Source organism: uncultured Agrobacterium sp. (genome assembly GCA_913777615.1).
Lineage (GTDB): Bacteria > Pseudomonadota > Alphaproteobacteria > Rhizobiales > Rhizobiaceae > Agrobacterium.
This window is the reverse complement of the sequence record CAJYTK010000001.1, coordinates 172,531-192,110: the sequence shown is the minus strand read 5'-3', so window position 1 is coordinate 192,110 and position 19,580 is coordinate 172,531. Positions and strand designations below refer to the sequence as shown.

The following is a 19,580-nucleotide window of genomic DNA, read 5'->3' as shown; positions in this document are numbered from 1 at the left end:
TGTAGCCGAAGATGCTGTGGGGATGACGCGCCGCAGGATCAGACCAGTTCAGCCGGAACCAGCCCATGCAGCGAATTCCCGACGAATATCTTACGACCTTGCAGATCTTCAGGCTTCAACGCCTGCCCGCGTGCCTTCCTCTCACGAATGAGGTCGGCGCGAAGCACGCCTGGCAAAATGCCGCTATCGAGCGGCGGAGTCAGCAATTGGCCATCCGGACCTTCGACGAAGAGGCTGGTGGCGGAGCCTTCGCAGATTTCGCCGCGCTCGTTGAGAAGCAGGACTTCGTCGGCTTCCTTGGGCGAAAATTCCGCGCGGGCGGCATCATAGGGCTCGCGGCGCGACGACTTGTGCCGGTAGAAGGTGTCGCTTGAATCCAGTCTGGTCTTTTGCGCTATCTTCAGCCGCCAGATAGCATCGGGGGCGACCGGAACGAAAGGCTCGGCTGCAATCTCCATCTCGCCCTTATAGTTCATCACCAACGCGACTTTCATCGGAACGTCGCCATTCACGGTCGTCTTCAGAGCGGAAGCCGGATCCTTCGGGGCGCGGAAACCCAGCGCATCGGCTGAACGCAGCAGGCGGCGCAGGTGTTGCTCCAGCCTCTGGAAGCCGCTTTGCGGCTCCCAGCGCAATGTTTCCCTCAAGGTCAAATCTGCGGGCTTGCGCTTCATGCTCATCGTCCGTCTTCAGCGGATGGCGATCATACCGATCGACCGGTCACGCTTGCGTTTATGTTATGCCGACTGTCGAGAGTGAGAGCCGCGTGGGCACCCTTGTGTGGCGCGTGTCTCGAACCTCGATTCCAATCAGGTATAAAAACCGGCGAAGCTTGTCCGAAATGGGAGCGTCGCCGGTTTTCGTCGCATAAATTACTTGGCCGCCTCGTCCAGCGCTTCCAGTTCGTCGATCAGGCCTTCGATCATCGACAGACCCTTGCTCCAGAAGGAGGGGTCTGCGGCGTCCAGCCCGAAGGGCTTCAGAAGCTCCGAATGGTGCTTGGTGCCGCCTGCCTTCAGAAGCTCGAAGTACTTTGCCTGGAAGCCCTCGTCGGCATTCTGGTAGACGGCGTAGAGCGAGTTCACCAGGCAGTCGCCAAAGGCATAGGCATAGACGTAAAAGGGCGAGTGAATGAAGTGGGGGATATAGGTCCACCAGGTCTCGTAGCCTTCAGAAATGCGGATGGCCGGTCCAAGGGTCTCTTCTTGCACCGAGAGCCACAATTGGCCGATCTGTTCGGAGGTAAGTTCACCTTCCTTGCGCGCGGTATGAACCTTTCGCTCGAACTCGTAGAAGGCGATCTGGCGAACCACGGTGTTGATCATGTCTTCCACCTTGCGCGCCAACATGGCCTTGCGCTCACGCGGATCGGTGGTGGCTTCCAAGAGCTTGCGGAAGGTCAGCATCTCGCCGAAGACGGATGCGGTTTCGGCGAGCGTCAGCGGCGTGGCGCACATCAAGGCACCCTGCTCACCGGCCAGAACCTGATGCACGCCATGGCCGAGTTCATGGGCAAGCGTCATCACATCACGCGGCTTGCCGAGGTAATTGACCAGAACGTAGGGGTGAGCGGATGGCACGGTCGGATGGGCGAAGGCACCCGGCGCCTTGCCTGGGCGGGCCGGTGCATCGATCCATTCCTCGTCGAAGAAGCGGCGGGCAATATCGGCCATTTCCGGAGCGAAGGCGCCATAGGCGGACAGCACCATGTCCTTGGCTTCACCCCAGGGGATAATGGCGTTGGAGGTATCCGGGAGCGGCGCGTTGCGATCCCAGTAGTTCATCTGCTCCATGCCAAGCCACTTGGCCTTCATCTTGTAATAGCGGTGCGACAGGCGGGGATAAGCGTCACGCACGGCAGCGGCCAGTGCATCCACGACCTCGCGTTCGACGCGGTTTGCCAAATGGCGGCTATCGGCAATGTCTTCGAACTTGCGCCAGCGATCGGAAATCTCCTTATCCTTGGCGAGCGTATTGGTGATCAGCGTGAAGACGCGCAGGTTGTCCTTGAAGGTGGCGCCGAGTGCTTCTGCCGCCTTGCGACGCGTCTCCGGGTCCGGCTCCTGCAGCATGTTGAGCGTGGGTTCCAGGGGCAAGCTTTCGCCGTCGATCTCGAAACGCAGATCGGTCATCGTCTCGTCGAAGAGGCGGTTGAAGGCCGCCGCACTCGTCATGGATTTTTCCAGGAATAGCTGCTCCAGGCTGTCATCCAACTGGTGCGGCTTGTCCTTGCGCAGGTCCACCAGCCACGGCTTGTAGTGAGCGGCAAGCGCATCCTTTTCGAACGCCGCGTCGATCAGCGCATCGTTGATGCGGTTCAGTTCCAGCGGGAAGAACAAGAGATGCGAGGCGATGTCGGTAAGCTTTGCCTGGGCATCGCCATAGAGCTTGCCATTGGCCGGGTTGGACGTATCGGAGAAGTAGGTGAGGCCGGCAAAGGAGCCGATGCGGCCGAGAATATCGTCCAGCGCCTCATATTCCTTCAGTGCCGCGCCGATGCCCTCATCGCCGGAACGGCTGGCAGCGGTTTCCAGCTTGCCCTTCCACTTCGTCTCGAATGCCCTGGCATCGGTCTGCGCCTTTTGCAGGTCACTCTTGTATTCGGCGGACTCTGCTGAGGGGTAAAGATCGGAAAGCTTCCAGACCGGCAGGTCGCCAAGGGCAGCGCTACCGCTTTCGGCAGGCGAGAGGGCCGGGCTTTGGATCGATGTCTTCAAGGTCATGAAACGCGTCCTTCTTGTCTTCGTAACGAAGCATATGGGTGCCTCTGTTTCCCGCGGCAATGCTTAAAATGCAAGCAATTCTCAAAACCCGATGTTCAAATCTGCCGTGTCAAAGTCGATCCAAAGGGCCTGCATGATGCGGGTCCATAAACCGGAAACCGGAGATCGAAATGACCACGCATGTTCTCATCGTCGATGATGATCCCGTTCAGCGCCGCGTCTTGAAGCAATCCGTTGAGAGCAGCGGCTATCGGTGCCTTGCGGCTGAAAGTGCGAAGGCGGCGTTCGAGCTTTTGAAGACGCGCGGCGGCGAGATCGGCGTCGTCATCATCGATCTGACGATGCGCGGCATGGATGCCCAGTCCTTCATCCGGGGAACGCATGATCTCGGCATGGCCGTTCCGGTGATCGTTGAAACCGGGCAGGGCGGTATCGATGTGGTCGTCGAGGCGATGCGTGTCGGGGCGGTCGATTTCGTCGTCAAGCCAGCCTCGCCGGAGCGCTTGGGCACGGCGATTGCGGGAGCGCTAAAATCCGGCGATCAGCCGACTGTGCGCTCGCTCAGACGCGCCCGCCACAGTGCGCTTGCCCTATCCGATATCGTTTCGGCAAGCCCGGCCATGACGCGGGTGGTGGATCTTTCGAAGCGCGCCAGCCATTCCACAATTCCTGTGGTGCTGGAAGGCGAAGCGGGGGTGGGCAAGGAAACGATCGCCCGCGCCATCCACGCCTCAAGCGACAGGGCGGCCAAACCCTTCGTCATCTTCAATTGCTCTGCGATTTCGCCGGAACTGGTGGACAGCACGCTATTCGGCGGCGAGACGCCTGATTTTCGCGAGAGCGGCGAGCGTCAGACCGGAAAATTCCTTGAGGCCGATGGCGGCACACTGTTCATCGATGAGATCGGCGATCTGCCGCTCGACGTGCAGGTGAAGCTTCTGCGCGCCGTTCAAAGCGCAGAGATCGAGCCTGCAGGTGGGATCAAGACGACAGCCAAGCGTCGCAAGGTTAACGTTCGGCTGATCTCGGCCACCGCAAAGAACCTGATCGAGGAGGTGAAGGAGGGTCGCTTCCGCGAAGATCTCTATTACCGTCTGAATGTCTTTCCCATCACCGTTCCGGCTCTTCGCCGCCGCAGGGAAGACATTCCTTTCCTGGCGCGCGCTTTTGCCGAGCGCTTCTCCATCGAGCAGAAACTGCCGCATGTCCTCGGTTTCAGCGCGTCTGCGCTGGCGTTGCTCACCGCCTATGATTGGCCGGGCAATACACGCCAGCTGGAGAACGCCGTCTTTCGTGCCGCCGTGATGGCGCAGGGTCACGAACTGCTGCCGAGCGATTTCGCTCAGATCGTCAAGCAGGTCACTGGTTTCGGAGAGGGCGAAGAAGACAGGCGTGATCTTCACGCAGAACGGCATGCGATCGTTGACCCGCCGAAGATCGTCGCGGTCGAGCCTCAAGCTGCACCCGCTTCGGTCCCGGCAGCTGAGGTCGAGGCTGAGGTGACGCATGACGGCGTCTTTCCGGGCGGCAGCCTGATTGCCAGCACCGATGAGACGGGCAACGTCCGCACCATTGCGCAAATCGAGGAGGAGCTGATCCGTTTTGCGCTGCGATTCTATCGTGGCCAGATGAGCCAGGTTGCCCGCAAACTCGGCATCGGGCGCTCCACTCTCTACCGAAAGTTGAAGGATTATGGCATTGATCCCGACGATCCGTTGCGTGATGCGGCGTGACTGCGAGTGCCGACGGCTAAATTAGCCGTTGGCATTTTTGTTAACTCCTGAGCAAGGATATTCCCTTACCCTTCATAAACCTCTTGTTAGTTGTCTGTTCACTATATAGAGGAAGGTTGTATGTGTGTGGCAAATTTGCCATCGTGTCACCGTAATTGAGGTTCAAGTGGGACAATGTGACAAATTGTCTGCCAGGCGGGGATCGAATTGCCATATCTGAATCGGAATAACGCGCATGCGACCAAGCCTGCGCGCGGCTTGATCAAAGATATATGCACGAAGCTGTCGGCACGCGCTGTCACTGTCGCGTGCCTTATGCTGGCCGCACTGCCTTTCTTCGCGCTTTCAGCGGCGCAGGCCTCTGCCGAGACACGCAGTCTCAAGCTCTATTATATCCACACCAAAGAAAAAGCCGTCATCACATTCAAGAGAAACGGCAAGTACGATCAAAAGGGCCTGCAGGAGCTTAACCGTTTCTTGCGCGACTGGCGCCGCAACCAGCCCACCAAGATGGATCCGCGCCTTTTCGACCTCGTTTGGGAAGTCTATCGTCGCTCCGGCGCAACCGACTATATCAACGTCGTTTCCGCTTTCCGCTCGCCAGAGACCAACGGCATGCTGCGTTCGCGCACCAAGGGTGTCGCCAAGCATAGCCAGCACACGCTCGGCAAGGCCATGGACTTCTTCATTCCCGGCGTGAAGCTCGCCCGTTTGCGTGAGATCGGCATGCAGATGCAGATCGGCGGCGTCGGCTTTTACCCGACCTCCGGCTCGCCTTTCGTGCATATGGATGTCGGCAACGTTCGCGCCTGGCCTCGCATGAGCCGCCAGGAGCTCGTTCGCATCTTCCCGAACGGCAACACCATTCACTTGCCTGCCGATGGCAAGCCGCTGCCGGGCTACGACCAGGCTCTGGCCGATTACAAGAAGCGCGTCAGCTCCTCTTCCATTCAGGTTGCCAGCACCGCTGGTTCTGGACCCGCCGCATCGTCTTCCGGCGGCAAGCGCAAGACGCTTCTCGCAGCGCTCTTTGGCGGTGGCGACGAGGACGAGGATTCCGAAGAAATCGCAACACCCGCAGCACCGGCTGGCCGCTCGCCTGCCCCTGCTGCTGTAGCGGAAGAGGCGGAAGAAGCTCCGGTTGCTGTTGCCTCGGCTGCGCCGGTTCCGAGTGCCGTCAACGCACCGCTTCCGACAGCACGCCCGGCCTTCCGCGGCGAAGAGGGTTCGAATGGCCTCGCGACGGCGCTTTATTCGCCGGGTCGCAGCGCCGCCCAGGATGCGCTTCAGGCCGCGACCACGCCGACACCGACAGCCGCACCGGCTGAACAGAAATTTGCCGATCTCGCAGAGGTCTCCGTTCCGGTTCCGACGCTTCTTGGACCACGCGGCATGCGCGGCGATGCTCAAGGTCCGGTCATGACCGCCTCGCTCGATCCTGAAAACGCTCCCGCCGATGCTCTGGTCGCTCATGTACCGGTTCCGGCCAACCGTCCGGCTGTCGCCGAAGCGTTGCTTGCCTCGGCAAGCACCGAACCGGAAGGACAGGACGACGAGGCTGACGCCCAAGCGTCGCTCTCTCCGACGGTGATCGCCGCGCTCGAACAGAGCGGACAGGATGCGCGCTCCGCCATTGCGACTGCCGGAATGCCGACAGCGGCACCATTCCCGGCATCGGCTTACGCTGCTCCGACGCCAAAGGAAGCTCCTCGCCAAGTGGCGAAGCTCGAACCGATGGTCGCTCCGAAGCAACAGACATTCGGTGACGAATTCGATCCGAAGCCTGCGGCTAACGCCAATAGCGGCCTGAATGCCGGTCTGCCGACCAAGGGCGGGCGCCCGAGCAAGCAGGATGCCGTCGTGTCGCAGCAGGCCATGGTCAGCGGTGGACGCCTGACACAGGAAGCGATTTCTGACTGGGCGCTTAGCCAGAACAAGGGTGCAACCGTTCGTGCGGTCAAGGCACCGCGTGTCAGCAACCGTATCCTTAGCCATGACATGTCGGCCTCTGCTGCCAATGCAAGCTTCCGCCAGGGCGCCAAGGCAATCGACTCCAGCCGCTTCAGTTCGCCAGTCAGAATGCCCTGAACCTAAGGCGAGCCCAGGCCTTGGAGTAAGGTCCGCGCAGACGCGTACTGCGGCGTAGAACAGCTGTGAAAAGATCATCAAAGCGTGTCGCGCGGATCGAAAAGATCGCGGCACGCTTTTTCCGTTGCGCACCCGATGCAGGATCGTTGCTACTGTTTCAATCTCATGTCTGCACACAGTCCGTATCTGAAGTCCGCGACACAAGGCTTGCGTGGAGCTGCCTGACGCGCTGAGGTCCACCTTGACGCCCATGCTCGGCGCTGTTAACCCTTCGTTAGTTGCTTTGGTCGTCGCGGCAAGAGTTGTGCGTTTATTGCCGCCTGCAACAGTGTTCACAGTTGGCGCAAAGGCAGTGGTCGGTTTGATCACAGCAGGCATGAAGCATTTTTCAATGCGCCGGTTCTGACGAGCCATGTCCCAGATAAATTCGCTGCTCGTGTTCGAGGTCGAGGTCGTGCCTGTAGGCGCCCTTGCGGCTGCCGTGTCCATCCGTTTTTTCCCGTCCATCGGCGGAGAACAGGCGTGTTCAGGCGACCACCGTGACATGAGCATGATCGATAAGTAATCGACGGTATTCGCGCTCATGACCATTATTGCCAATCTCGCCCCTCGGCAGATCGCCACGCTCTCCACCTCCGTCATTGCAGGCCTGTCCTCGGCCGATGTGGATCAGCTGAGTGCGGCCCAGATCAAGGCGCTGACGAGCGTCCAGATCGGTGCGCTCAATACGTCCGTTATTTCGAGCCTGTCTGCGAGCGAGGTCGGGGCGATCGCACCGAAGTCGATCACCGGCCTGACGCTTGGCCAATTGAGCGCGATTGGCACGGTGCAGCTGTCCGGCCTGACCGCCCAGCAGGTCGCCGCGCTCTACACGAGCCAGATGGAGGGCCTCTCCTCGTCCCAGATCGCGGCGCTGGATACCAGGCAAGTTGCGGCTTTGACCGGCGCCCAGCTCGCGACATTATCTTCGTCAGAACTGAACAGCTTCAGCGACGACGAACTGACCGTGATCAAGAAGGCCTCCATGTCCGGTCTTTCGACGGCTGCTCTTGCCGGCCTTTCCACGGCCAAGATTGCCGTATTGACCACGCAGCAGATCTCTTCTCTGACATCCGCACAGATGGGGGCATTGACGAGCGCGCAGTTTTCCGCGCTGACTGCGGAGCAGTTCGGCGCGCTGACACCGAAGCTTATCACCGGTCTATCGACTGCCGTCATCGCCGCACTGCCAACGGAAAAGCTTGCAGCACTGACCACCCGTCAGGTCGCGGCGCTGACGACAACGCAGTTCAATGCATTGAGCTCTGCGAGCATCGCAGCCCTTGGCGCCGCACAGGTGGCGGGATTGACTGCGGGGCAGGCGGCAACGCTGTCTGCCGCCGAACTCAACAGCTTCAGCGCAGACGAGATCGCCTCGATCAAGAAGAACGTGATTGCGTCGCTAAGCACCTCAACCATTGCGGAACTGTCAACCGGTCTCCTTTCGGCCTTCACGACCGGACAAATCGGAGCGTTGTCTTCTGCTCAGTTGCAGGCCCTCACCGTCGCCCAGCTCTCGGCGCTCAGCGGTGAACAGCTCGCATCCCTGAAGGGACCGCAGATCGCCAGCCTTTCGACCGCCACCATTGCCGGACTGGACGACGATACTCTGGCGAGCCTGACCTCACGGCAAATCGGTTCGCTGACCGCGGCACAGTTTCAGGCACTCAGCTCCGGCGACATTGCGTCGCTGAACGAGAGCCAGATTACCGGGCTTTCCGCGTTGCAGATGGCAACCTTCTCTGCGGAAGAGATCAACAGCTTCACCTCAGCGGAAATCGCCGCCTTGCAGAAGAGGGCGCTTCCCGGATTATCGACGGCGACCATCGCCGGGTTGTCCACCGGGCTTTTGACTGCGCTGACGACCAGCCAGATTTCGGCGCTGTCCACGGTGCAGATCAAGGCGTTGACCTCCCAGCAGCTCCAGGCGCTGACGCCTGCTCAATTTGCGGCTTTGTCGCCGCAGCAGGTCGCCGGTCTTTCCACCTCCGTCATTTCCAATCTGACGACACAAGTTCTGTCGGCCATGAGTACGAAGCAGATTGCGTCTCTGACGAGCGAGCAATTCGAAGCTCTCAGTTCCGGCAGCATCGAGGCGCTCACCCAAGCGCAGGTGGCTGCCCTGAATGCAAAACAACTGGCAACCCTTTCGGCAGCGGAACTGAACAGCTTCACCGCCGACGAGATCGCGTCCATCAAGAACGCTGCGCTCAAGGGGCTCAGCACGACATCGCTCAGCGGCATGGACTCCACCCACCTCTCAGCCTTTTCGGCAACGCAGCTTAGGTCGATGAGCACAGCGCAGGCCAATATCGTGATTGCAGCCTATCAGGAACATTGACCCGTTGATGCGTGGTCTTACCATGCGCGATCGTCGCCAGGACGTTTTTCAGTCTTGGGAACGCGTGAAGTGGGCTCTGATTTTTTAAACCGATGCACCGGGTTTGCCGGAAGCGAATTCGGTTCGGGCGGGTGTCGTCCCGCTGGGTAGCGCGTGGATATTCATCAAAAAAGCCAGCGTGTCGTGAGACGCGCTGGCTTTTTTGTTCGTTGCGGGCTCTCGGGCCTTGCCGAGATAGAAGCGGAAGGCTCGATCCTTGAGACGCTTGGCCTTTGGAACGAAAGAAGGGTAGGCCGAGCTTACCTCTCCGATACCTGTTCAAAGACAGAAGCGATCTTCGACGACAGCTTCCATCGCAAAAGCGTAGTCCCGCTTATCGCGGAATACGCTCTTAAACGCCGCTCTGGCCGTCCTGCCCGATATAGGCGATGCGAACCAGGTTGGTAGCGCCGGGCGTGCCGAGCGGAACACCGGCCGAGATGATGATGCGGTCGCCGGGCTTGCCGAAGCCTTCCGCCACGACGATGCGGCATGCGCGGTTGACCATGTCGTCGAGATCGCTCGCGTCGCTCGTGACCACACAGTGCAGGCCCCAGACGACAGAGAGACGGCGGGCCGTCTGGATGATCGGCGAGAGGGCGATGATCGGAACCTGCGGACGCTCGCGCGCAGCGCGAAGGCCGGTGGTGCCGGACGAGGTGTAGGTGACGATTGCGGAAAGACGCAGCGTTTCGGCAATCTGGCGGGCAGCAAGCGAAATGGCGTCCGCGCCGGTTGCTTCCGGCTGGGCGCGCTGCGCGTAGATGATGTTGGAATAGTGCGGATCCTGTTCCACGGTGCTGGCGATGGAGGCCATGGTGGAGACGGCTTCGACCGGGTAATCGCCGGACGCGGATTCGGCAGACAGCATGATCGCATCTGCGCCTTCGAAAACGGCGGTTGCAACGTCGGAGACTTCGGCGCGGGTCGGAACCGGGGCGGAAATCATCGATTCCAGCATCTGCGTGGCAACGACCACTGGCTTGCCGGCGCGGCGGCAGGCGCGGGTCAGCTGCTTCTGGATGCCGGGAACGGCTTCGAGCGGCATTTCGACGCCAAGGTCGCCGCGGGCCACCATCAACGCGTCGGACAGTTCGATGATCTCATCGATGCGTTCGATGGCCTGCGGCTTTTCGATCTTCGACATCAGGCCGACGCGGTTGCCGGCAATCTTGCGCACTTCCGCCAGATCTTCTGGACGCTGAACGAAGGAAAGAGCAACCCAGTCGACTTCCTCGGTCGCCAGAACGGCGGCGAGGTCGGAACGGTCCTTGTCGGTCAGAACGCCTACGCCAAGCAGCGTGTCGGGCAGGCTGATGCCCTTGCGGTCGGAAATCTTGGTGCCGGAGACGACGGTAGTGACGATGCTCTTGCCGTCGCATTTTTCAGCGCGCAGATGCAGCTTGCCGTCATCGATCAGCAGCCGGTCGCCGGGCTTGACGGATTCGAGGATTTCCGGATGCGGCAGGAAGACGCGGTTCTTGTCGCCAGGGGCCTCGTTGTTGTCGAGCGTGAAGGTCTGACCAGCGACGAGATCGACCTTGGTATCGGCAAACTTGCCGACGCGCAGCTTCGGTCCCTGCAAATCCGCCAGAATGCCGATCGGACGGCCGTTGCGGCTTTCGACAGAGCGAATACGCTGGATCAGCGTGCGCATCAGATCGTGGCTCGCATGGCTCATATTGATGCGGAAGAGATCGGCGCCGGCAAGATGAAGCTTCTCGATCATCGCCTCTTCTGCCGAAGCGGGGCCGAGAGTTGCAAGGATTTTGACTTTGCGGTTACGCTTCATCAGTTCTGACTTTCCTGTGTTCCTGGCGTGTCCGAAAGCTGGACCATCCAGCTTCCCTGCCTGCCCGTATCGTATTCCTTGAAGCCCATGCGCTGGAAGCTGCGGGCATAGCAATCATCGACACCGGTGATCTTGAATTCGTTTTCTGCCACGCACATGTTGACGTCGCCGGTCCAGCGACCGCCGCGGGCGGCATCTTCAGCGTAGAGGTAATAATAGCGCGATTGCAGCTCACCCTCGATCAGGGTCGCGCATGTGGAAGCAGGCACCTGCCACCAGCCTTCGCTGACCCAGCCTTCCTTTGCGCGGTAACCAATGGCAACGCCAACGAGATTTTGCGTGCTGTTGCAGACGCGGAAATCCGCCCATGCCGGCTGCGCTGCGAGAAGGGGAGAAGAGAGGACGGCGGCTGCGGTAAGAGTGCGGATCGCGCGCCGGTGCTTCTTGAGGAGAGCGGAGAATGTGTATGTCACGGCGTCCATCCGGATTCCATGGTTATAGTGAAAACACTTCTAGGCGCGGAGGCCCAAGAATGTCAACGCGAGTTTAATCGATTATATTGTCAGGTCGGGTCTCTGGTGCGGTGCTGTCGATGGCCGTTTGTCCGTGCAAACTTGCGCGTGGCGTCAAGCCATGCCATCAAACGTCTCTCCCAATCGCTGTCCCAAATTCAATCCAGAAATCAATTATGCCAGACTTTCAGCCATACGAAATCATAGAAGGCGATTATGACAAAGGCATGGTTTTGCTAGCAGACCACGCCATGAACCTTCTTCCAGAAGCTTACGGCAATCTCGGTCTACCGCAATCCGCCTTCGAGCGCCATATTGCTTATGACATAGGTGTGGAAGGTTTGACGCGAATGCTGGCGGGAAGCCTTGGCGTGCCTGCCGTGATGGGCCGGTTTTCCCGCCTGCTGATCGATCCCAATCGCGGGGAAGACGATCCCACGCTGATCATGAAGATTTCCGATGGCGCGATCGTGCCGGGTAATCATCCGATCACCGACGAGGAGTGGCAGAAGCGGCTCAACTCTTATCATCGTCCCTATCACAATGCCGTGGACCGTGTGCTGACAAAGACAGCGGAAATGTCCGGCAAGGCGCCGCTGGTGTTTTCGCTGCACTCCTACACGCCGTTCTGGAAATCCGTTCCGCGTCCCTGGCACGCGGCTGTTCTGTGGGACACGGACCATCGTGCCGTTCATCCGCTGATTGATCATCTGAGATCGAGTGGCGACATTCTGGTGGGCGACAACGAGCCTTACGATGGCGCTCTGAAGGGCGACACCATGTATCGCCACTGCATGTTGAAGGGCATCCCACACGCGCTTCTAGAAGTGCGCCAGGATCTGATTGGCGAAGGGGCGGGGATTGCTGCCTGGGCTGAGCGCCTTGCTCCCATTTTCGCCGCAATGAATGACGATCCCACCCTGCACGAATATCAGCAGTTCGCCTCGCGGACTGGCCCTTATTGAAAGGCGACATCGATATGAGCGAGCTTGAAGACAAGCAGAGAACCGAGTTCGAGGCAGCCGCCTTTCGCCGGCTGGTGAACCACCTGCGAGAGCGGCCCGAGGTGCAGAATATTGACCTGATGAATCTTGCTGGTTTCTGCCGCAACTGCCTGTCCAACTGGTATGCGGATGCAGCAAAGGATGCAGGCACCGATCTCAGCAAGGACGAGGCCCGTCAGATCATCTACGGCATGCCTTATGAGGACTGGAAGCGTTTGCATCAGCGCGAAGCAAGTGACGGCCAGAAAGCCGCCTTCGAGGAAAACCGCCCGAAGGAATAGCGGGCACGCACCGGAATCAGCTTGACGTGAGGCCTTTCCACGGGCAGTTCACCAGCCGGGAAATTTGGCTGCCTTTCACGGGCAGCAGGCGGACATGCCGCCGCACACCGAACGGGCTCTCGAACGAGCCGAGATATTGAAGGATCATCGAATGGACGATACACCCACAACCGAAACCGTCGCCGCCGCCGAACTGCGTCAATTCATCGAGCGTGTCGAGCGCCTTGAGGAAGAGAAAGCGGCAATCCAGGGCGATATCAAGGATGTCATGGGCGAGGCCAAGGGCCGTGGTTACGACACCAAGGCGATCCGCACCATCATTCGCCTTCGCAAGAAGGACGCCAATGAGCGTATCGAGGAAGAGACCATTCTTCAGACCTATATGGCAGCACTCGGCATGGAGTGAGCCTCGGGCTCAGCCATGGTTGATCTGTTAAATCGCCGCTTCTGCGGCGATTTTGCTTTGTGGCGTTGGTTGAGGCGAGAGAGTCGATCCTTACAGTCGGATCGTAGTGCGCGTGCTAACACCGCCCTCCGTCATGCTCGAGCCTGACCCGAGCATCCATCTATTTTCGATCTGCTGGCAGGCTATGCGTCCTCGGGTCAAGCCCGAGGATGACGTCGCGAATGGGGTCGATGTTGGTATGATGCGGCTAAGGTATGGTCTCTGGGCAGTTGCCGCAAATCGGCGGTGAATGCGCGGATTGCCAAGCGGGCCTTAACGACACCTGACACAGTGCAGCAGAAGCACCAAGCCGGTTAACTCCGCGTACCCGCCAGCTTCTCCGAAAGCTCGCTCATTTCCTTCTGCGCGTCCTTATCCGCAGGATAAAGTGCCAGATAGCGCTCCCAGACTTTCATTGCCGTCTCATTGCGCTCGGAGCTTTCGAGAATATTGGCGAGGCCCGAAAGCGCAGGGAAGAATCGGGGTTCTTTTTCCAGCGTGCTGTTGAGGTCCGCCATGGCCTTGCGGGTGTCGCCGTCTGCCAGATGGACCATGGCGCGGCGGTACCAGGCGCCGGCGAAGTCGGGGTCGAGGAAGATGGCCTGATCCAGGAAGTCGTAAGCCGCAGCGCTGCGCTTTTCGTCGCTGGCTTCCTCTGCCCATTTCATCAACAGGTTGATGGTGGGGCTGCCGGAATCGCTCCACTCGCCGACAATCTCGGTGGCGATGACGCGAGCCTTTTTGGCGTCGCGTTCCTTCTTCAGGCTGTCGAAGAGATCGCCGACGGGATCCTTCGGAGCAGGCTGCTCCGTTTGAGGCGTTGCCGCTACGGGCTCCGCGGCATGGGCGGTAAGGGCCGTGGCCGGGGCAAGCTGGCTGAGCGAGGCGAGGAGAAGGGCACAAAAACGAAATTGGCGCATGCGGATCACGATAATCCGTATGCGCCAATTAGGAAATCGAATTCTGTCTTCTATCAACAAAGTGATCCGCTTTCTCAAACGGAGCACTCCAGCAACGCAATCAGCCCTGACGAGCCTTGAAGCGTGGGTTCTGCTTGTTGATGATGTAGACGCGGCCCTTGCGGCGAACCAGACGGTTGTCGCGGTGACGAGCCTTAAGCGCTTTGAGCGAGTTCTTGATCTTCATTTTTCTGGTCCGCAGTTTGGCGGGCTTTCGCACGCATAATCTAAACAATCAAAAGCGCGCAACGGGGCGCGCCTTTTTCGGTTGGCAGGCAGATACCCTGTCGGCACCGGCCTGTCAACACGCTACGCAAGCTTTTACCGGGAAAACCCCGGCTTTCCAGCGTTGGTGAGTTGCGTCACGTGGCCCATCTTGCGGCCCGGACGGGCTTCCGTCTTGCCGTAAAGATGCACGAGGCAATCTTTTTGGGCGAGCCATTCCGGAACGCTGTCGATGTCGTCGCCAATCAGATTGGTCATCACACAATCGGAATGACGCTGAGTGCTGCCGGGCGCGAGCCCTGAGACTGCGCGGATATGCTGCTCGAACTGCGAAACCACACAAGCCGCTTCCGTCCAGTGGCCGGTATTGTGGACACGCGGCGCCATCTCATTGGCAACCAGCGAACCATCCGCCAGCACGAAGAACTCGATACCGACGACGCCGATATAGTTGAGCGCAGCAAGTAGCTTCTGCGCCGATTCCACCGCGACCGCTCTAGCCGCGTCAGAGAGATCGGCGGGGATCGTCGAGGTGTGGAGAATGCCGTTCAGGTGAACGTTTTCGGCCGGATCGTAACAGGTGACGGTGCCATCCTGAAAACGCGCAGCGATGATTGAAATCTCACGCTCGAAAGCAACGAAGCTTTCCAGAATCAGCGGCACCTTGCCAAGCGCATCGAAGGCACCGGTCAGGTCTTCGCCGCCCTTGAAGACGCGCTGGCCCTTGCCGTCATAGCCCATGCGCCGGGTCTTCAGCACGCCCTTGCCGCCAAACTCCGCAAGTGCCGCTTCCAGGCCCGCCTGATCGTCGACGGCGCGGAAATCTGCTGTCGGAATGCCGCAACCATTGAGGAAGCGCTTTTCCGTCAGGCGATCCTGCGAGGCGCTCAGCGCCTCAGCCGGTGGATAAACCGGCACGGAGGCGGCAAGCGTTTCCGCGGCAACGACGGGCACGTTCTCAAATTCGTAGGTCACGACATCGCAGAGGCTTGCGAGTTCGGCCAAAGCCTTCTCGTCATCGTAAGCCGCGACGATCTGGCGATTACAGACCTGGGCCGCCGGGCAATCGGCCTGTGGCTCCAGGACGACGGTGCGGAAGTTGAGACGGGCGGCTGCCATGGCCAGCATGCGGCCAAGCTGGCCGCCGCCGATGATACCGATGGTGGAGGATTTCATTGCGGCGCGTCCATGGGGTATTCAGCAACGATCGCAGTCTGGCGGGCGCGGTAATTGTCCAGCCGGTCGGCCAAATCTTCATCCGAAAGCGCCAGCACGGCGGCAGCGAGAAGGGCTGCGTTGATGGCGCCTGCCTTGCCGATGGCAAGTGTGCCGACCGGAATACCTGCCGGCATCTGCACGATCGAATAGAGGCTGTCCTGACCGGACATGGTTTTCGACTGAACGGGCACGCCAAAGACCGGAAGAGGCGTGAGCGCCGCCGTCATGCCTGGCAGGTGGGCGGCACCGCCTGCACCGGCGATGATGACCTTGAAGCCTTCGTCTTTCGCATTCGTTGCGAAATCGAACATCCGTTCCGGCGTGCGGTGGGCGGAAACGATGCGCGCCTCATATTCGATGTCGAGCGCGTCCAGCGTATCGGCGGCGTTCTTCATGGTTTCCCAGTCCGACTGGCTTCCCATGATGATGGCGACGGGCGGAGTTTCGGTGGTCAAGCGGCCTCTCCTTGTCCAGAGACTTTGGGCGTCAGGGTTTGTCAGGCGATGATATCCGGGATGATCTGATCTTCGATCTGGGTCATCTTGTCTTTGATCGCCAGCTTCTTCTTTTTCATTCTTTGAATTCTGAGCGCTTCGCAACTGGTCTGGATCATCGCGTTGATGGCCGCGTCGTAATCCTCGTGCTCCTGCCTCAGCCTTGCCAGCGTAAGCCGGACGTCCGCCTGTTCCTGGTCGGGCATCTCGTCGTCCCCATTGTAATGAACCGGACCGCCATCCGGCATGTTTGTTATTCGTCCTCGTGCCTGTACCATCAAATGGCAGTAACGGGAAGTTTTCCTTGCCAGCATTTTTGCCGCACTATTGCCTCGATTTCGCCTTCGACAAACCTCGCTTTCCATGTCACATTGGTGTCGTAAACCTGAAACTCCAGCGATTGGAGAGCTGGAGGTAGGTTCAACTAGGAAGGACGTGCCGCATGACCATTCAGGCTCATATTGCATCGCTCGAAAAGAAACACGGTGCTCTGGAGGAGGAGCTCGAAAGTATTCTTGCTTCCCCATCTTCCGACGACCGGGAGATTGCAGACATTAAACGCAGAAAGCTGCGCCTGAAAGACGAGTTGCAGAGGCTGAAAGCGACCACGAAACATTGATTATCAATGATTATTGAGGCCGCAGGGCGCTGGCGGCGCCTGAGAAGCGGCAAAAGTTCGAGGCCCTGGTTGCATAGCGCGATCAGGGCCTTTTTGCTGGCGGCGTCTTAAAGAAAAAGGTGCTTTTTCCAGTCGCTGCACCATCAGGCAGCCAGGCCATCCCACAAGAGCTTCAGGGCAGCGATGAAGGCCATGCCGTACATCAGCGGGTAGAAGACGGCAGGCTTCATATATTTGACCACTTTGGCACCGGCAAATGTGGCAATCATCGCTACCGGCAGAAGCGTCGCGGAGGTGGTGAGGTTGGTGGAATCCAGCGCGCCAAGTGCAAAATAGGGGATGAGTTTGACCGCGTTCATGATGGCGAAGAAACGCACGCTCATGCCGGTATAGGTCTTGGGGTCCAGTTTCAGCGGCAGCACATAGATCTGGAAGGGTGGGCCGCCCGCATGCGCCACGAAGCTGGCATAGCCGGAAAGGCTGGACCAGAGCGTTGCCGCTGCCGGTCGTTGCGGCTTCGGTGCAATCTCATGTCCGCCGCGCATGCGGTACGATTCATAGAAATAGCGCAACACGAAGATGATGGTGACGGCGGCTACCACGAGCCGCATGGCATTGGGCGAAATCAGCGTCGAGGTGGCCCAGCCGAGCGCGATGCCCGCAAGGGCGCCCGGCAGCATCAAAAGCAACGTTTCGCGGTGGTTATGGTGGCGCCATGCCCAGAGAGCCACCAGATCCATGACGATCAGGATGGGCAGGAAGATGGCTGCCGCCTGCACCGGCGGCACGGCAAGCGCCATCAGCGGTACGCCCATGAGAGCCAAGGCACCGCCAAGCCCTCCTTTCGACAGGCCGACAAGAATGACGGCGGGTATGGCAACAAGGAAGAAATGGAGATCGAGAGACATGGCTGAGACTTGATGAGCGAGGCGATGGGAGGCGAATTTCCAGGCGGGCAGGAGCGGAAAGACCGCAAAGAGTCCGGCGATCGACTGTTGATCCTTCGTGCAGTCCGGTTTATCGGAAAAGGGATGTGAAAACGAGTGCAGATTGGCGATGAAGCGTTCTTTCTGCGGGAAATGGAAAAATCATGGGTTCTCCTGAAGATCGCTGCCGCCTGGTTCTGATCGTACCGCAAGGCGAAGACGCTGGCCTGCAAGCCAAGGCGCTGGAGGATGCCCTCAGGGGCGGCGATGTCGCCTCCGTCATCATTCCCCAATACGCGCTCGATGACGACAGCTTCCAGAAGCGTGCGGAAGTGCTGGTGCCAATCGTGCAGGCGGCAGGGGCGGCAGCATTGGTAGCCGGTGACAGCCGCGTGGCTGGCCGGGTGAAGGCCGACGGTCTGCATGTGGTGGGCGGCCTGGAGCCACTTGCCGAAGCTGTTGAAAAATTCACGCCAAAGCTGATCGTCGGCGGCGGCAATGCCGATGATCGGCACAAGGCGCTGGAGCAGGGCGAAGCGAACCCGGATTACATCTTCTTCGGCAAGCTGGAAGGCGATATCAAGCCCGAGCCGCACCCGAAAAACGTCGCACTTGGCGAATGGTGGGCGTCGATGATTGAAATTCCGGCTATCGTCATGGGCGGTTCGGATGTGGCTTCGGTGGTTGCGGTGGCCGAAAGCGGCGTTGAATTCGTGGCCCTGCGTCAGGCCGTCTTCGGCCATGCGGGTGGTGCGGCGCAGGCCGTTGCAGAAGCCAATGCATTGCTTGACGAAAAAGCGCCACGGTTTGGCGGTTGATACGGGCGATGATCCTTCGCTTGCTTCGCCTTTCCCGATCGGCCTCGCTTCTGGCCCTTGCTTCCGCCCTGGTCGCGGCGCCTGCCTTTGCGCAGGGGCAAAGCGATAGCCAGCAGCCCAAGCCACAGACACGTGCTGTCGGTCAGCAGCCAGCGCCGCAGCAAGGCCAGCCCCAAGGCCAGCCGCAGCCGAATGCCGATCTTCTGCCTGGTCTTCAGCCACAGGCAGGTGGGGGTGAGAGTGCAGGCGGCGAGGGTGCTAGTGACGAAGATACCGATTTCGGACCGGCGGCAAGCCAGGCACCGGACGTATTGTCCCGACCGGCTGACAAGGATGCCGACCCGCTGCGCAAAGGGCGCGTCACCGGTGGAGAGCAGAAGGATTTGCAGCCCTCCCAAGGTGTCACCGTTTATCAGCGCATGGGTGCGGAGCTTCCGCCACTGCCGGCGGAAAAGGAATTCAAGGGCAAGGTCGATGAGGCCTATGGTCATTATCAGCGCGGCGAATATGTACAGGCGCTGGACAAGGCGCTGACCCGCGCGCAAGAGGGCGACGCGGCGGCGCAGACGCTGGTGGCGGAAATGATGAGCCGCGGCCTTGGTATCGCCCGCGATGAAAAGACTGCCGCCTTCTGGTACGAGCAGGCCGCCAAAAACGGCGATCCGGTCGCCATGTTCAAATACGCGCTGATCCTCATGGAAGGCAGGCTCGCCAAGCACGATAAGACGCTGGCGGACGACTACATGCGCCGCGCTGCCGAATCCGGAAATCCGGAGGCCGCCTTCAACTGGGCTCAGATACTCGTTTCGCAGACGCCAGGGCCAGCGGGTCTGATGGCGGCACTGCCTTTCTACGAAACCTCGGCGGAGAAGGGCGTGGCGGATGCGCAATATGCCGTTTCGCAAATCTACCTGAACGTACCCGAAGTGCCGAAGGACAAGAAGGCGAAAGCGCGCGAATGGCTGACGCGGGCGGCAAAGGCAGGCTTCGATACCGCGCAGGTCGATCTTGGCATCTGGCTGGTCAATGGTACGGGTGGTGAGCGGGATCTGGAGGAAGGTTTCCGCTGGCTCAACGGAGCCGCGCAGCGGGGCAATGTGGTGGCGCAGAACAAGGTCGCGCATCTCTACATCCAGGCGCTGGGAACCCGCCCGGACCCCGTCGAGGCAGCCAAGTGGTATGTGCTGTCGCGCCGCGCTGGCCTGAAAGACCCGGCACTGGAAGATTTCTATCTCGGCATCGAGGACGATCAGCAGAAGAAGGCGATCGATGCAGCCAACAAGTTCCGGCCCAACTGACGGCAAAACCGCCGCACAGTGTTTCG

General features: G+C 59.8%; 20 protein-coding genes. 10 read left to right on the top strand and 10 right to left on the bottom strand.

Features of this window, described 5'->3' with window-relative positions:
* Positions 1-38: 38 nt before the first annotated feature.
* Positions 39-674 carry an aminotransferase class IV family protein gene (locus tag QZ862_RS00990; protein ID WP_296038420.1) on the bottom strand — a complete coding sequence of 212 codons (636 nt, stop codon included), beginning with the start codon at positions 672-674 and terminating at the stop codon, positions 39-41.
* Positions 675-872: 198 nt separating this feature from the next.
* A complete protein-coding gene (locus tag QZ862_RS00985; RefSeq protein ID WP_296096876.1) occupies positions 873-2,723 on the bottom strand; it encodes a M3 family oligoendopeptidase in 1,851 nt (616 codons plus the stop codon).
* A gap of 170 nt (positions 2,724-2,893) precedes the next feature.
* Here QZ862_RS00985 and QZ862_RS00980 point away from each other — a divergent pair, with 170 nt between their 5' ends.
* The 4 genes from QZ862_RS00980 (at position 2,894) to QZ862_RS00965 (ending at position 8,924) form a co-directional block, all read left to right on the top strand.
* Entirely contained in the window at positions 2,894-4,456 is a 1,563-nt protein-coding gene (locus QZ862_RS00980; protein WP_296096874.1) for a sigma-54 dependent transcriptional regulator, read from the top strand.
* Between the two features lie 258 nt (positions 4,457-4,714).
* Positions 4,715-6,544: a DUF882 domain-containing protein gene (locus tag QZ862_RS00975; RefSeq protein WP_296096871.1), complete on the top strand. Its 1,830-nt coding sequence runs from the start codon at positions 4,715-4,717 to the stop codon at positions 6,542-6,544.
* A 412-nt stretch (positions 6,545-6,956) separates the two neighbouring features.
* Entirely contained in the window at positions 6,957-7,109 is a 153-nt protein-coding gene (locus tag QZ862_RS00970; RefSeq protein ID WP_296096869.1) for a hypothetical protein, read from the top strand.
* An 18-nt stretch (positions 7,110-7,127) separates the two neighbouring features.
* Entirely contained in the window at positions 7,128-8,924 is a 1,797-nt protein-coding gene (locus QZ862_RS00965; RefSeq protein WP_296096866.1) for a hypothetical protein, read from the top strand.
* 391 nt (positions 8,925-9,315) lie between these two features.
* Here QZ862_RS00965 and pyk read toward each other — a convergent pair whose 3' ends face one another.
* Positions 9,316-10,755: a pyruvate kinase gene (pyk, locus tag QZ862_RS00960; RefSeq protein WP_296096865.1), complete on the bottom strand. Its 1,440-nt coding sequence runs from the start codon at positions 10,753-10,755 to the stop codon at positions 9,316-9,318.
* Positions 10,755-11,237: a DUF1036 domain-containing protein gene (locus QZ862_RS00955; RefSeq protein ID WP_296016490.1), complete on the bottom strand. Its 483-nt coding sequence runs from the start codon at positions 11,235-11,237 to the stop codon at positions 10,755-10,757. Before QZ862_RS00955 ends, pyk begins: the two co-directional genes overlap by 1 nt.
* Before the next feature lie 206 nt (positions 11,238-11,443).
* On the opposite strand from QZ862_RS00955, the gene QZ862_RS00950 reads away from it, so the two are divergent.
* The 3 genes from QZ862_RS00950 to QZ862_RS00940 all read left to right on the top strand — a co-directional run bounded on the left by QZ862_RS00950 (position 11,444) and on the right by QZ862_RS00940 (position 12,958).
* Complete coding sequence (locus QZ862_RS00950; protein ID WP_296096862.1) at positions 11,444-12,232, top strand: N-formylglutamate amidohydrolase; 789 nt, start codon at positions 11,444-11,446, stop codon at positions 12,230-12,232.
* Positions 12,233-12,246: 14 nt separating this feature from the next.
* Positions 12,247-12,552, top strand: coding sequence for a DUF1244 domain-containing protein (locus QZ862_RS00945; protein ID WP_296077868.1), 306 nt, complete (start codon positions 12,247-12,249; stop codon positions 12,550-12,552).
* Positions 12,553-12,703: 151 nt separating this feature from the next.
* Entirely contained in the window at positions 12,704-12,958 is a 255-nt protein-coding gene (locus QZ862_RS00940) for a DUF2312 domain-containing protein (protein WP_296016498.1), read from the top strand.
* 353 nt (positions 12,959-13,311) lie between these two features.
* On the opposite strand, the gene QZ862_RS00935 is transcribed toward QZ862_RS00940, so the two are convergent.
* The 5 genes from QZ862_RS00935 to QZ862_RS00915 all read right to left on the bottom strand — a co-directional run bounded on the left by QZ862_RS00935 (position 13,312) and on the right by QZ862_RS00915 (position 16,099).
* Positions 13,312-13,917 (bottom strand): hypothetical protein, encoded by a 606-nt coding sequence (locus QZ862_RS00935; protein ID WP_296096859.1) that lies wholly within the window; start codon positions 13,915-13,917, stop codon positions 13,312-13,314.
* Positions 13,918-14,017: 100 nt separating this feature from the next.
* Positions 14,018-14,143: a type B 50S ribosomal protein L36 gene (ykgO, locus tag QZ862_RS00930; protein WP_003497670.1), complete on the bottom strand. Its 126-nt coding sequence runs from the start codon at positions 14,141-14,143 to the stop codon at positions 14,018-14,020.
* A gap of 134 nt (positions 14,144-14,277) precedes the next feature.
* A complete protein-coding gene (locus QZ862_RS00925) occupies positions 14,278-15,357 on the bottom strand; it encodes a 5-(carboxyamino)imidazole ribonucleotide synthase (RefSeq protein ID WP_296096857.1) in 1,080 nt (359 codons plus the stop codon).
* Positions 15,354-15,854 (bottom strand): 5-(carboxyamino)imidazole ribonucleotide mutase, encoded by a 501-nt coding sequence (gene purE, locus QZ862_RS00920; protein WP_062439755.1) that lies wholly within the window; start codon positions 15,852-15,854, stop codon positions 15,354-15,356. The genes QZ862_RS00925 and purE overlap by 4 nt, the downstream gene beginning before the upstream one ends.
* A gap of 41 nt (positions 15,855-15,895) precedes the next feature.
* On the bottom strand, positions 15,896-16,099 hold the full coding sequence (locus QZ862_RS00915; RefSeq protein ID WP_296016511.1) for a DUF465 domain-containing protein: 204 nt from the start codon (positions 16,097-16,099) through the stop codon (positions 15,896-15,898).
* A gap of 236 nt (positions 16,100-16,335) precedes the next feature.
* Here QZ862_RS00915 and QZ862_RS00910 point away from each other — a divergent pair, with 236 nt between their 5' ends.
* Positions 16,336-16,512, top strand: a complete 177-nt coding sequence (locus tag QZ862_RS00910; protein ID WP_296016512.1) for a DUF465 domain-containing protein — start codon at positions 16,336-16,338, stop codon at positions 16,510-16,512.
* Positions 16,513-16,655: 143 nt separating this feature from the next.
* On the opposite strand, the gene QZ862_RS00905 is transcribed toward QZ862_RS00910, so the two are convergent.
* A complete protein-coding gene (locus QZ862_RS00905; RefSeq protein WP_296016515.1) occupies positions 16,656-17,420 on the bottom strand; it encodes a sulfite exporter TauE/SafE family protein in 765 nt (254 codons plus the stop codon).
* 182 nt (positions 17,421-17,602) lie between these two features.
* Here QZ862_RS00905 and QZ862_RS00900 point away from each other — a divergent pair, with 182 nt between their 5' ends.
* Positions 17,603-18,256, top strand: a complete 654-nt coding sequence (locus QZ862_RS00900) for a thiamine phosphate synthase (protein WP_296016517.1) — start codon at positions 17,603-17,605, stop codon at positions 18,254-18,256.
* An 8-nt stretch (positions 18,257-18,264) separates the two neighbouring features.
* Positions 18,265-19,554, top strand: a complete 1,290-nt coding sequence (locus QZ862_RS00895) for a tetratricopeptide repeat protein (protein ID WP_296096854.1) — start codon at positions 18,265-18,267, stop codon at positions 19,552-19,554.
* The last annotated feature ends 26 nt before the right edge of the window (positions 19,555-19,580 follow it).

Bases quoted from the DNA above. Each gene is read 5' to 3' on its own strand.
- QZ862_RS00990 (WP_296038420.1), bottom strand. From the start codon at position 674: ATGAAGCGCAAGCCCGCAGATTTGACCTTGAGGGAAACATTGCGCTGG.
- QZ862_RS00985 (WP_296096876.1), bottom strand. From the start codon at position 2,723: ATGACCTTGAAGACATCGATCCAAAGCCCGGCCCTCTCGCCTGCCGAA.
- QZ862_RS00980 (WP_296096874.1), top strand. From the start codon at position 2,894: ATGACCACGCATGTTCTCATCGTCGATGATGATCCCGTTCAGCGCCGC.
- QZ862_RS00970 (WP_296096869.1), top strand. From the start codon at position 6,957: ATGTCCCAGATAAATTCGCTGCTCGTGTTCGAGGTCGAGGTCGTGCCT.
- QZ862_RS00965 (WP_296096866.1), top strand. From the start codon at position 7,128: ATGACCATTATTGCCAATCTCGCCCCTCGGCAGATCGCCACGCTCTCC.
- pyk (WP_296096865.1), bottom strand. From the start codon at position 10,755: ATGAAGCGTAACCGCAAAGTCAAAATCCTTGCAACTCTCGGCCCCGCT.
- QZ862_RS00955 (WP_296016490.1), bottom strand. From the start codon at position 11,237: ATGGACGCCGTGACATACACATTCTCCGCTCTCCTCAAGAAGCACCGG.
- QZ862_RS00950 (WP_296096862.1), top strand. From the start codon at position 11,444: ATGCCAGACTTTCAGCCATACGAAATCATAGAAGGCGATTATGACAAA.
- QZ862_RS00945 (WP_296077868.1), top strand. From the start codon at position 12,247: ATGAGCGAGCTTGAAGACAAGCAGAGAACCGAGTTCGAGGCAGCCGCC.
- QZ862_RS00940 (WP_296016498.1), top strand. From the start codon at position 12,704: ATGGACGATACACCCACAACCGAAACCGTCGCCGCCGCCGAACTGCGT.
- QZ862_RS00935 (WP_296096859.1), bottom strand. From the start codon at position 13,917: ATGCGCCAATTTCGTTTTTGTGCCCTTCTCCTCGCCTCGCTCAGCCAG.
- ykgO (WP_003497670.1), bottom strand. From the start codon at position 14,143: ATGAAGATCAAGAACTCGCTCAAAGCGCTTAAGGCTCGTCACCGCGAC.
- QZ862_RS00925 (WP_296096857.1), bottom strand. From the start codon at position 15,357: ATGAAATCCTCCACCATCGGTATCATCGGCGGCGGCCAGCTTGGCCGC.
- QZ862_RS00915 (WP_296016511.1), bottom strand. From the start codon at position 16,099: ATGCCCGACCAGGAACAGGCGGACGTCCGGCTTACGCTGGCAAGGCTG.
- QZ862_RS00910 (WP_296016512.1), top strand. From the start codon at position 16,336: ATGACCATTCAGGCTCATATTGCATCGCTCGAAAAGAAACACGGTGCT.
- QZ862_RS00905 (WP_296016515.1), bottom strand. From the start codon at position 17,420: ATGTCTCTCGATCTCCATTTCTTCCTTGTTGCCATACCCGCCGTCATT.
- QZ862_RS00900 (WP_296016517.1), top strand. From the start codon at position 17,603: ATGGGTTCTCCTGAAGATCGCTGCCGCCTGGTTCTGATCGTACCGCAA.
- QZ862_RS00895 (WP_296096854.1), top strand. From the start codon at position 18,265: ATGATCCTTCGCTTGCTTCGCCTTTCCCGATCGGCCTCGCTTCTGGCC.